The following is a 12,451-nucleotide window of genomic DNA, read 5'->3' on the forward strand; positions in this document are numbered from 1 at the left end:
CTTCCACGGCGCTCTGAAGGGGAAAGTGGAGGCGGCCTGGTCGTCCTCCTGCTCGCGGAACGCGCGCCCTCGGAAGGATGCGAAGGAGCAGGCAGACCGTTCTTCTTGCTCGCAGAGCCCCCACGATAATGCGGTGGTCGCTCGATGCGCGCAGTGAAGAACAATCTGCCTACTCCTTCTGGAGAAGTCGAGGAATCAGAAAGCCCTCGTTGGACGCGCGCGCGTAGATATAAGCACCGCCGCTCCGGCGCAAGTTGCTCGATGCCGCATGCTTCCTGAGAGTGTGGAAACGGGACCGGTCGCTCCCAAACCGGTCCCGTTTCTCGGATGGGAGCGCTACAACATTCTTGCTCTGTGTGGAGAAAGCGCCTAGGATTTGTCTCAGGCAATCAAAGGGGTTTGACCTCTAGAATTGACCCATCGTTGTCATGTTCACTAATCCATGAACATCAAGCTAAGCGCCGTTATCCCAATTAGCAACTTGACCGAATACAAGATGCATCTGGCATGCTGGAATAGTAGGAATCAACCGCTAGACGTCTTCGTTAGAAGTCGAGAGGAATGGGAACAATGGAATACGTGGAAAGGCCAGAAAGACGAATTTAACCGCGAGCACATTCTTGCACTAATTGATTTCTACCCGGAGCAGGATACCTGGCTTTTTGGTGGAATCTACAAAGTCATTTCGCGTGGGTCACAGAACTATGCCCACAGCTATATAGTAAAACTCGTCGAGAGTTCGCAGGGTTTCGTTGGCCGACTAAAGATTCGATTTAAGAGACCGGCTCGGGCAAAAGCGGTACGGCTCGAAAATTATTACGACCATCTGGTCGTTTCTGAAATTCTGAAAGAATGCTACACCGGTGAGACTTTTAGTGGATACGAAAATATCAATATCGATTTCCGTAGGCTTGAGGCGATCGTAAGGAACGGGAAGCAGGATTGGAAGGCAGCGTTGGAGAGCGTCAAGGGCGTCTACCTCATTACGGACAAGAGCAACGGAAAGAGGTATGTCGGCTCTGCTTATGGAGAATCAGGCATTTGGTCTCGATGGGCATGCTACGTGGGCACAGGTCACGGCTGGAATGATGAGCTAACAAAACTCATCAAAGAAGAAGGCATCGACTACGCCCGAAAGAACTTCCTAATATCCCTCCTCGAGTACCGCTCAATGAAAACCGATGACGATACAATTATCGAGCGAGAGGGCTATTGGAAAGGCGTGCTTTTGTCGCGAGGCCAGTTTGGATACAACAAGAACTAATAGAAGATTCATGAACATAACACGTCGTTCCACCGGACGCGCAGATGTGGCGTGCCGAGCATTTTTCATTCCCCGACAAGGCCGCATTCTTTAGTAAGGAGACGGGTCAGTGAGCGACTCGTCGCCTTTCTGTTTTTTAGGACCTACAGCGCGGGGGCAGCAAGTGGGTTGCCTCCTGCCGACCTCACCGGAGGCGCGGGGACCCACTGAGGTTCCGGCGAGAAGGAAAGCTGGAACTGACCACGTGCCACGGTCGCAGACCGTGGCCGCGGGAATTCCAGAAGGCTTCCACTCGCTGGAACCCAGAAGGGTCGCGCCGGGAGGTGCGGAGGCGGGAGGCTCCCCACTTGCTGATGTCTGTGTTGAATCTAGGGAATGCTGGACTAGTCGGCTTCGGGTTCAGATGACCCGTGCTGGTGGCTGACCCGGTCTTCGTCGAACAGTTCGGCCATTTCTTCGGCGATCATGTCGCGGTCGTTCGGGACGGAAATCAGCGGGATTTCTTTCCGGACTCTGGGGGGCTCCTCGGGCGAGGGAGTTACAGACTCAGGTTGTTTCGGCTTGTCAGTCATGCCAGCAGTATACACCACAGCAACCGTCAAAAGGGGGAACTATTCAAACGCTTCCAGTGAGGATTGTTGAGGGAAGGTTTTCTTGCAGCTGTTGCAGGTCAGGAAATAAATGGCTTCGCGGACTGACATGGTGGCGCGAAAATCTAGGCTCAGGCCCTGGTGATTACAGGTCGGGCAGGACATCTCTTTGAGGCGGTAGGGGACATCCGGCTGTGTGCGCAGGTAGAACTCCATATCTGTGTAGATTGGGAAGGTGTAGTAGCATTTCCTACAGATCCCGCGCCATTCACCATCTGCCTGCATAGAACGTTCATCGATTCCAAAGCTTGAGCCCTTACAAATGGCACAGTGAACAGTTCCAAGCCTGGTTTCCACTTCTTTTACGGTCGGGTTCGGCACTTGGGAGGCTCCTTATGTGAAGTCTGCCTAGTATAGCGGTCACATGGAAGCGACTGCAACGGGCTGGGATCGAGATTTCTCCTTGACCTAACAAGCGCGCTGCCTATACTGAGGGCACGATGCATTTTATTACCGATAACCTGTTGGTCGGAAATATCAGTGATGCGACCGAACCGCCCCCGCAGATTAGTGCGGTGCTACTAGTTGCGGCGGAATTTGCCGTACAGCCGCCCAGTTGGTTCCTGTTCGGAAGGATACCATTTTCTGAGTATGCGGAAGCCGAACCGGCTTTGTTAGATCGGGCCGTGAGCTGGATTGAACAGCATCTTTCGGGCAATCGGGTGATGATCTGTTGCCGCGCCGGTATGGGTCGCTCCGTGTCGGTCGCGATGGCCTATCTCTGTTGTGTTCAAGGGATGACATATACCGAGGTTCTGAAGTTGGTTATGAGGCGCCGTCCCGGTGCCATGCCCCTTCCAAAGCTCGAGGAAGCCATTGCCCAGGTTCGCCTTCTTCGCGAGGCTCGCGTGGCGAAAAATGACAGCCCCGCGTCACGCCCAGTGCCTGGTATCTGATTACGGCATCGCACCCGAGCCCTTGCACAGACCTTTACACAGGTTGCCTTTCCTATTCTGTCCATGGCCTAATCCACCGGATTGGGGATAGGGGTGACAGGCTACAGAGGGCTTTCTCAGTGCCGGAATTACCGGAAGCAGAAGTCGTAGCCAGACAATTGCGGGCGCAATTACTCGGCGCGCAACTCAACGAGTGTCTGATTGGACGAACGGATATTGTTCGGGAAGGGCTACTCACGCTCTCGTGGTATCACGGTGCGGTGCTGGAAGATGTGGAGCGATACGGCAAGAGCGTCGTGTTGGGGCTAAAAAAAGAGAATGAGACCAGATATGTGGTGGCGGAGCTTGGTATGACGGGACTGCTTCTTTTTCGCGCGACGCAGACGAAATATCCGCAGCATGTGCATGTCCGCATGTCGTTCATGGGGGGGCGTGAACCGGAGCTGCGCTATTGGAACCCCCGCCGTTTCGGACGGATGTCTTTGCTTGATCGGGCGGGGCTTGATCGTTATCGTGCTCGTCGCTTCGGGGTCGACCCCCTCACGGTGCCGCGAGATGCGTTCGTCCGTCTCCTGCAAGCGAGGCGTGGACGCTTGAAGCCGCTCTTGATGCACCAGCAAGTGATTGCCGGCATTGGGAATATTTACGCGAACGAAATTCTCTTTCGCGCCAGGCTCCATCCGAACCGTGATGTGAATCGACTGCGTGAGGCCACGATCGTGACGCTCTATGACACGATGCAGACGGTGCTTCGAGAAGCAATTTCTTGTGGTGGGTCAAGCGTCAAGGATTTCTATGCGCCGGATGGCACGGAAGGTCGATACAAGCTTCGCCATCTCGTTTATGGCAAAGAAGGCCAACCCTGTCCTAATCGCTGCGGACAGATGATCCGCCGTCTTCAAAGTGAACGTAGCTCATTTTTTTGCCCTGCCTGCCAGTCCAACCGCCTTCCAGGATAATTTCTCACCGAGTGTCTGCGAAGGGGTCTCGGACGAGAAATGGTTAATACCAAACATTTTCATGCGCTTAGGTTCTATTTCTCATGCCATTCCCGCCCATTAGGCCTTTTGTACCATGTTTCAATTAGTCCCTCTGACAACTTGAGTCGTCCGGCAGATTTCGTTAGAATCCTCCTCCTTTCCGATTGTTTTTCACCATTCTGAAGGAGTGAGGTCATGGCAAAGGTGCTCGAAGGTCCCGGGATGGGCCTGATGAAGAAATGGGGTATCACAGTCCCCCACTATGTCGTCGTCACCTCGGTTGACGAATTGACGAAGCTCGGCCAAGCCAATGAATGGCTGAAGAAATCCAAGCTGGTCGTCAAGGCCCATGAAGCGCTCGGTTCACGATTCAAACTCGGATTGGTAAAAGTCGATCTGAACCTTCCGTCCGCAGAAGCGGCGGCCAAGGAGATGATCGGTCGCCAGGTGGGCAGCATCACCGTCTCGCAAGTGATCGTGTCTGAAATGATTCCGCACAAGGAGGAATATTATTGTGCGGTGAAATCGACTCGAGAAGGAACGGACGTCCTGGTCGCCAACTGCGGCGGCATCGAGGTCGAATCGAATTGGGATCGTGTGAAGCGCCTGTCGGTGGAAGTCGGGCAGGAGCCTTCGGTGGAGGCGTTCGAGAAGTTAGCGAAAGATGCCGGCTTTACCGGTTTGCTCGTCAAGAAGATGGCCGATTTTGCGGGTAAGATGTTTGCCTGTTTTGACAACGAGGATGCGCAGTATCTGGAAGTGAATCCTGTGGTTCTCCGCGAGCAGGATGGCGAGTTGATCGCATTGGATGCAGTGACGCTGCTCGATGGCGACGCCAAGTTCCGGCACCCCGACTGGAATTTTGCCTTTGCAGCAGAATTCGGCCGTGCCTATTCCAGGCACGAGACGGAAGTCATGGCGGTCGATTCGAAAATTAAAGGCTCGGTCAAATTTATCGAGATACCGGGCGGGGACACAGCGATGCTTCCGGCCGGCGGTGGCGCCAGCGTCTATTATTCAGACGCGGTCGTCGCGCGAGGCGGCAAGTTGGCCAATTATGCAGAATATTCCGGTGATCCACCGGACTGGGCGGTTGAAGTGTTGACGGATAAGGTCTGCTCGTTGCCCGGGATCAAAAACATCATCGTCGGCGGGGCGATTGCGAATTTCACCGACGTGAAGAAGACATTCGGCGGCATCATTAACGGGTTCCGCAAGGCGCAGTCCGAAGGAAAGCTCAAGGGCGTCAAGATTTGGGTGCGGCGCGGTGGACCGCGTGAAAAAGAAGGGCTCGATGCGATGCGCGCGCTCAAGAACGAAGGGTTCGACATCAACGTCTTTGACCGCAATACTCCGCTCACCGATATCGTGGATATGGCGCTGCAAAAATAAGCGATCAGCTCCCAGCTGTCAGCGTTAGGTTCGCTGAAGGCTGACAGCTTCACAGCCGGAGGAATTCATGAGCATCCTGGCAAATAAAGATACCTATGTGGTGATCCAGGGCGGCGTGGCAGGGGTGAATGCCGCGCGCCGGATGGCGGAATTTTGCTATCTGATTAAACGGTCACTGAACGTCCTGGCGTTCGTCTACCCTCCTGACGCCGGCAAGACGAATGAGATTCCCTACGGCAGCGGCCTAGTGGCCGTTCCCATTTATAAGACGATCGCAGAAGCCACCCACAGTCACCCCCAAATCAATACCAGCCTTGTATACATCGGGGCCGATCGTGCAATGAAGGGCGGCATGGAAGCGCTCGACGACTCCCATATCAAAGTCGTTTCAATGATTACCGAGGGTGTGCCTGAAAAGGACGCCAAGATTCTCGGGGCCCATGCGCGCAAACTCGGGAAGGTCTTCAATGGCCCTTCCTCGATCGGCATTGTGTCAGCCGGCTCCTGCCGGTTGGGCGTCATCGGAGGAGCCTTCGATAATCTTGTTCTCTCCAAGCTCTATCGCGAAGGTTCATTCGGCGTCATTACCAAGTCAGGCGGCCTGTCCAACGAAATTATCTGGATCTGTTCCCAGTTTGCCGACGGCATCACCACGGCAATCGGGATCGGCGGAGATGCCTATCCGGGAACAGACTATGTCAGCTACCTCGAAATGTTCGAGAACGATCCGCAAACAAAGGCCGTCGTCATCGTCGGAGAAATGGGCGGCGATCTCGAAGAGCGGGCAGCCGAGTGGTATGGGGCCAGGAAGCGGCGTGTGAAGTTGATTGCCGTCGTTTCCGGTTTCTGCCAGGAGAGTTTGCCGAAGGGTATGAAGTTCGGCCATGCCGGGGCCAAGGAGGGTCTGAAAGGCGAGGGATCGGCCCGTTCCAAGTCTGACGCCCTCAAGAAGGCCGGCGCGATCGTACCGGCGACGTTCGGCGCCTTAGGTCCTGCAATCAAGGAAGCCTATCAGGAGTTGTTGAAATCGGGCCAGGTCAAGGTGCCGGTTGAGCCGGCGGTCTTGCCGAAGCTGCCGAAGAGCATTGAAGAGGCGATGAAGGCGGACGAAGTCATGGTGGCCCCGCTGATCCGCACGACAATCAGCGACGACCGCGGCGATGAGCCCTGTTATGACGGATACCCCGCGTCCGAACTGATCAATAAGGGCTATGAGATTCCCCACGTCGTTGGACTGCTCTGGGACAAGCGGCTGATCTCCAAACAGGAAGCTGAAATCATCAAGCGTATCATGATGCTGTCAGCCGACCATGGCCCCTGCGTCAGTGGAGCATTGGGGACGATCCTCGCGGCCTGCGCAGGGATCGGGATGTCTCAGTCTGTTGCAGCAGGGCTCATCATGATCGGCCCCCGCTTCGGTGGCGCCGTGACTGATGCAGGCCGCTACTTCAAATATGCGGTGGATAACAAGCTCTCGGTCGATGAATTCCTCGCCTATATGAAGAAAAACGTCGGGCCGGTGCCGGGGATCGGTCATCGCGTCAAGAGCCTGCGCAATCCGGACAAGCGCGTCAAGGAATTGGTCGGATACGTGAAAAGTTTGAATATCAAGACTCCCTGCCTGGACTTTGCGCTCGACGTGGAAAAGGTTACGTCGGTGAAGAAGGATAACCTGATTTTGAACGTAGACGGTACGATGGCGGCGGTTCTTGTCGATATCGGATTCCCGGTCGATAGCTTGAATGGCTTCTTCATTCTCTCACGCACGATCGGATTGATCGGGCATTGGGTGGATCAGAAGCGCCAGGATAGTCGCTTGATCCGGCTGTTCGACTACCTGGTGAATTATGCGGCGCCCAAGCGGCGCGAGGTGCCGCCATTGAAGTGAAAAGCTATCAGCTTACAGCCGTCAGTCTTCAGCCAACTGTGAGCTGAAAGCTGATCGCTGACAGCGCTTTGAGGAGAAAATCATGTCGATGGATCTTGCCAAGAATCTATATGCAAAGATGCCGGACGTATTCGCCAAGGCTAGAAAGAAGTTCGGGCGTGGTCTCACATTGTCGGAAAAGGTGCTGGTGTCACATGCCGACAATTTCGAGACCCAGACCTGGGAGCGCGGCAAGGCGATGTTGGCTCTGCGCCCGGATCGTGTGGCGATGCAGGATGCGACGGCTCAGATGGCGATGTTGCAGTTCATGCAAGCCAACAAGCAAAAAGCGGCTGTGCCGAGCACGATCCATTGCGACCACTTGATTCGTGCCGAGATGGGTTCTGAGAAAGATCTGTTGCGTGCGGTGGACGAGAACAAGGAGGTCTATAACTTTCTGGCCTCGGCGGCCAAGAAGTACGGGATCGGATTCTGGAAGCCCGGTGCCGGAATTATTCACCAAGTTGTGTTGGAAAACTACGCGTTCCCCGGCAGCCTGATCATCGGGACCGACTCACATACGCCGAACGGCGGCGGTCTGGGTGGCTTGGCGATCGGTGTCGGCGGCGCTGATGCCGGCGAAGTGATGGCCGGTCTGCCATGGGAAGTGCTCCATCCAAAACTGATCGGCGTTCGCTTGACCGGCAAGTTGAGCGGATGGGCCTCGCCGAAGGACGTGATTCTCTATCTCTGCGGTTTGCTCACGGTAAAGGGCGGGACGAACAAGATCGTGGAATACTTCGGGCCCGGTGCGGAAACCATCAGCGCGACCGGTAAGGGAACGATCTGCAACATGGGCGCAGAACTGGGGGCGACGACTTCAGTGTTTCCCTTCGACCAGAAGATGGTCGCCTATTTGAACATTACGGATCGGGCGGATCTGGCGAACCTTGCGATCGCCAACAACTCATTGCTTGTCGCGGACCCTGAGGTCCTTCAGTCGCCGGAGAAATATTACGGCCAGATCGTCGAGGTCGATTTGTCCACCCTCGAGCCCCATGTTGTCGGGCCTCATACGCCGGATCTTGCGCGCCCCATTTCCAAGATGGCGGCGGAAGCCAAAGAGAAGGGGTACCCGGTCGAACTCAAGGCGGCGCTTATCGGAAGCTGCACCAATTCATCCTATGAAGACATCAGCCGTTCAGCCCACATTGCCCAACAGGGGCTGAAGGCCGGGCTCAAAGCGAAGACCTCGTTCCTCGTGTCGCCCGGTTCCGAGCGTATTTACCATACGATGAGGCGGGACGGGTTCTTGGGCACATTTGAGCAATTGGGCGGCACGGTCCTGTCCAATTCTTGTGGCCCCTGCATCGGGCAGTGGAAACGGGCCGATGGTGTAAAGGGAAAAGCCGATTCGATCGTCAGTTCCTTTAACCGTAATTTCCCAGGACGCAACGACGGCATCAACGAAACCCTGTCATTTCTTGCGAGCCCGGAAGTTGTGACCGCCTACGCCATCGCGGGCGATCTTGGGTTCAATCCTCTGACCCAGACACTCAAGGGAGCGGACGGCAAGGAATTCAAATTCATGCCGCCGGTGGGGGAAGAGCTTCCGGCCAAGGGTTTTGCGAAGGGAGAAGAAGGATTTGTTGCGCCGGCAGCCAGCGGCGAAGGCTTGACCGTCGAAGTCCCTCCGACCAGCGAGCGGCTGCAATTGTTGCAACCCTTTCCACGCTGGGACGGCAAAGACTTCGAGAAGCTGCCGCTGTTGATCAAGACGAAAGGTAAGACCACGACGGACCATATTTCTCCGGCCGGACCCTGGTTGAAGTTTCGCGGTCATCTCGACAAGATCAGCGACAATATGTTCCTCGGGGCCAACAATGCGTTTTCATCCGAGCCGGGTAAGGGTACGGATGTGCTGACGGGAGAAACGGGGCTGACCATCGCGCAGATTGCCCGCCGTTATAAAGCGAAGGGCATCGGGTCGGTTGTCGTCGGCGATGAGAACTACGGGGAGGGCAGCAGTCGTGAGCATGCGGCCATGTCGCCCAGGTTCCTCAACGTGCGGGTTGTCATCACGAAGAGTTTTGCGCGCATTCACGAGACTAATTTGAAGAAGCAGGGGATCTTGGCGTTGACCTTTGCTGACACGAAGGATTACGAGAAGATCGAACAGCAGGACCGCATCAGCGTGACAGGGCTAAACAGTCTGGCTCCTGGCAAACCGGTGCAAGTGACCATCCATAAGGCGGATGGTACGTCACTCACCATTCAGGCGAACCATAGCATTACCGAACAACAGGTTGCGTGGTTCAAGGCCGGTTCAGCGTTGAACGCGTTGAACTAACAAGGAGTTAGGAGAGAATAGTCATGACGACCAAAGCAGACAAAATTATCTATACGAAAACCGATGAAGCGCCCATGCTGGCCACCTATTCATTTCTGCCGATCATCAACGCCTTCAGCAAGGCAGCCGGTGTCGCCGTTGAATTGCGCGATATCTCACTGGCCGGGCGCATTCTCGCGATGTTCCCCGATTACCTGACCCCGGAACAGAAACAGGTGGATGCACTCTCCGAACTGGGCGAGCTGGCCAAGACTCCGGAAGCCAATATCATCAAGCTTCCGAACATCAGCGCATCGCTTCCTCAGCTTCAAGAGGCAATCAAAGAATTGCAAAGTCAGGATTATAAGCTTCCCGACTACCCTGAGAATCCGAAAGACGACAAAGAGAAGGACATCAAGAATCGTTACGACAAGGTCAAAGGCAGCGCTGTCAACCCGGTGCTGCGCGAAGGTAATTCCGATCGCCGAGCGCCGCTTTCCGTGAAAGCCCATACCAGAAAGCATCCGCATAAGATGGGAGCCTGGAGTCCCGACTCCAAGACGCATGTCAGCTATATGAAGGGTGGAGATTTTCGGTCCAATGAAAAATCGATGACGACGACTGCGGCGACCGATGCGAAGATCGAGTTCGTCGGTCAGGACGGCAAGACGACCGTGCTTAAGCCGAAGGTAACGTTGCAGGCCAATGAAATCATTGATGCCACCTTCATGAGCAAGCGAGCCCTGCGGCAGTTTCTGGAAGAGCAGATTGAAGACGCCAAGAAGCAGGGTGTGCTGTTCTCGCTCCACATGAAAGCCACCATGATGAAGGTCTCGGACCCCAAAATCTTCGGTCATGCCGTGACCGTCTATTACAAGGACGTGTTCGAGAAGCATGGGGAGACGCTCAAGAAGCTGGGTGTGGATCCGGACAACGGGATTGGCGACCTCTACACGAAGATCAAGGCCTTGCCTGACGATCAGCGCAAGGCGATCGAAGCCGACATCCAAGAGGTCTACAAGAAACGGCCTCCCATGGCGATGGTCAATTCCGATAAGGGGATCACCAATCTGCATGTGCCCAGCGATATCATCATCGACGCCTCCATGCCTCCGGTCATTCGGGACTCAGGAAAGATGTGGGGCCCTGACGGCAAGGCCTATGACGCGAAGTGTGTAGTCCCTGATTCCAGTTACGCGCCGGTCTATGAGGAAGTGGTGAGCTTCTGTAAGAAGCATGGCGCATTAGACCCGAAGACGATGGGCAGCGTGCCCAACGTCGGTCTTATGGCCCAGGCGGCCGAGGAATACGGTTCGCATGACAAGACCTTCAAAGCACCGGGTAACGGTACGATTCGAGTGGTGGATGCTTCAGGCAAGACCCTGTTGGAACATCAAGTGGAAGAAGGCGATATCTGGCGCATGTGTCAGGTGAAGGATGCGCCGATCAGGGACTGGGTCAAGCTGGCGGTGAATCGCGCAAAGGCTACCGGCGCGCCCGCAATTTTCTGGTTGAACAAGGACCGGGCGCACGATGCGCAGTTGATCACAAAAGTCGAACGGTACCTGAAAGATTATGATACGCAGGGTCTCGATATCCGAATCATGACTCCGGCCGACGCGACGAGGCTCTCCTTGGAGCGGATCAAGGAAGGGAAGGACACGATTTCTGTGACGGGGAACGTGTTGCGCGATTATCTCACGGACCTGTTCCCGATTTTGGAAATCGGGACCAGTGCCAAGATGCTCTCGATCGTTCCATTGCTGAACGGCGGCGGCCTGTTTGAAACCGGCGCCGGCGGTTCTGCCCCCAAACACGTGCAGCAGTTCCAAGAAGAAGGCTATTTGCGCTGGGATTCGCTGGGTGAATTCCTAGCCCTTGCCGCTTCTTTGGAACATCTTGCCAAAGTGGGGAATAATCAAGCGGCAAAAATTTTGGCCGATGCGCTCGACCAAGCCAATGCAAAGTTCCTGGAGAGCAATAAGTCGCCGGCCCGCAAAGTCGGAGAGATTGATAATCGTGGCAGCCATTTCTATCTCGCGCTCTATTGGGCGCAAGCGCTCGCGGCTCAGACCGTGGATAAGAAGATCGCGGACAGGTTTACGAAGATCGCGAAGGACCTGAGCGACAATGAGAAGAAGATCGACGCAGAGTTGCTTGCCGCGCAGGGCAAGCCGCAGGATGTCGGCGGGTACTATCACCCCAATGATGCGAAGGCGTCCAAGGCCATGCGTCCAAGTGCGACCTTGAATGCGATCGTGGATGCGATCGCTTAGAGACCGTTAGGGGTAAGTGGGGAGTAGTAAGTAGTAAGTGGGGAGTGGTTGGTTGAAGAAAATGGCACAGGAAGACAAAGAGAACGTCATCGATCAGCCGGAAGTCATCCGGCACAAGATGGTGACCATCGAGATTGCCGGCAAGAAGTACGAGGTGCCGGAGGGAATCACGATCATAAAGGCTTTGTGGTACTCGGGACAGGAAGTTGTCCGCGGGGCCGGCTGTCTTGGGGGATTCTGCGGGGCTTGCGCAGCCTATTATCGGACCAAGGACGATCCGAAAGTGCGAACCTGTCTGGCCTGCCAAATGGCGGTGCAAGACGGTATGTCGATCACGATGATGCCCCCGTTTCCGGCTCGAAAGGCCACCTACGACATTCAGACGCTCGACAATCCGAAACAAGACCTCTTCAATCTTTACCCTGAGGCGCCGCTCTGCCGAAACTGCAATGCCTGCACCGAAGCTTGCCCGCAGCAGATCGATGTGCGGGAGGGAGTCTGGAAGGCAGTCTTCGGTGATTTTAAGAGTGTGTCTGAGATGTTCATGGATTGCGTGATGTGCGGGATGTGTACGCCGGTCTGCATTGCGGACATCGCCCCCAACCTTGTCGCTCTATACGTGAGCCGGGCAGAGGGGGCTCACTTTACCGAGAAGCCTCTGGGCCTGGATACACGTATCAAAGAAATCCAGGATGGCCGCTTCAACGACGAGTGGGCCAAAATTCTCACGATGACGGAAAAAGAACTGGCCGATCACTGCGCGAAGGTTAAATAGCCCATGGTTAATGGACAATGGT

Annotated in this window: 10 protein-coding genes; 8 read left to right on the plus strand and 2 right to left on the minus strand. The window is 55.3% G+C overall.

Annotated elements, in window-relative coordinates:
- The first annotated feature begins 442 nt into the window (after positions 1-442).
- Complete coding sequence (locus HZB34_07385) at positions 443-1,264, plus strand: GIY-YIG nuclease family protein (protein ID MBI5315777.1); 822 nt, start codon at positions 443-445, stop codon at positions 1,262-1,264.
- 383 nt (positions 1,265-1,647) lie between these two features.
- Here HZB34_07385 and HZB34_07390 read toward each other — a convergent pair whose 3' ends face one another.
- Together HZB34_07390 and HZB34_07395 are read right to left on the minus strand one after the other, a co-directional pair.
- Complete coding sequence (locus HZB34_07390; GenBank protein ID MBI5315778.1) at positions 1,648-1,836, minus strand: hypothetical protein; 189 nt, start codon at positions 1,834-1,836, stop codon at positions 1,648-1,650.
- Between the two features lie 39 nt (positions 1,837-1,875).
- On the minus strand, positions 1,876-2,235 hold the full coding sequence (locus tag HZB34_07395; GenBank protein ID MBI5315779.1) for a hypothetical protein: 360 nt from the start codon (positions 2,233-2,235) through the stop codon (positions 1,876-1,878).
- Positions 2,236-2,354: 119 nt separating this feature from the next.
- Here HZB34_07395 and HZB34_07400 point away from each other — a divergent pair, with 119 nt between their 5' ends.
- The 7 genes from HZB34_07400 (at position 2,355) to HZB34_07430 (ending at position 12,429) form a co-directional block, all read left to right on the plus strand.
- Positions 2,355-2,810 carry a dual specificity protein phosphatase family protein gene (locus HZB34_07400; GenBank protein ID MBI5315780.1) on the plus strand — a complete coding sequence of 152 codons (456 nt, stop codon included), beginning with the start codon at positions 2,355-2,357 and terminating at the stop codon, positions 2,808-2,810.
- A gap of 119 nt (positions 2,811-2,929) precedes the next feature.
- Positions 2,930-3,769, plus strand: a complete 840-nt coding sequence (gene mutM / locus HZB34_07405) for a bifunctional DNA-formamidopyrimidine glycosylase/DNA-(apurinic or apyrimidinic site) lyase (GenBank protein MBI5315781.1) — start codon at positions 2,930-2,932, stop codon at positions 3,767-3,769.
- A gap of 216 nt (positions 3,770-3,985) precedes the next feature.
- Positions 3,986-5,182 carry an ATP citrate lyase gene (locus HZB34_07410; GenBank protein ID MBI5315782.1) on the plus strand — a complete coding sequence of 399 codons (1,197 nt, stop codon included), beginning with the start codon at positions 3,986-3,988 and terminating at the stop codon, positions 5,180-5,182.
- Positions 5,183-5,249: 67 nt separating this feature from the next.
- Positions 5,250-7,070 (plus strand): ATP citrate lyase, encoded by a 1,821-nt coding sequence (locus tag HZB34_07415; protein ID MBI5315783.1) that lies wholly within the window; start codon positions 5,250-5,252, stop codon positions 7,068-7,070.
- Between the two features lie 82 nt (positions 7,071-7,152).
- The gene (locus HZB34_07420; GenBank protein ID MBI5315784.1) at positions 7,153-9,399 is read left to right on the plus strand and encodes an aconitate hydratase; all 2,247 of its coding nucleotides are present in this window, start codon (positions 7,153-7,155) and stop codon (positions 9,397-9,399) included.
- A 23-nt stretch (positions 9,400-9,422) separates the two neighbouring features.
- A complete protein-coding gene (locus HZB34_07425) occupies positions 9,423-11,654 on the plus strand; it encodes an NADP-dependent isocitrate dehydrogenase (GenBank protein ID MBI5315785.1) in 2,232 nt (743 codons plus the stop codon).
- Between the two features lie 61 nt (positions 11,655-11,715).
- Positions 11,716-12,429 (plus strand): (2Fe-2S)-binding protein, encoded by a 714-nt coding sequence (locus HZB34_07430; GenBank protein ID MBI5315786.1) that lies wholly within the window; start codon positions 11,716-11,718, stop codon positions 12,427-12,429.
- Positions 12,430-12,451 lie beyond the last annotated feature (22 nt).

The sequence above is a fragment of the Nitrospirota bacterium genome (assembly GCA_016219645.1).
In the GTDB taxonomy this organism is placed as follows: domain Bacteria; phylum Nitrospirota; class Nitrospiria; order Nitrospirales; family Nitrospiraceae; genus Palsa-1315.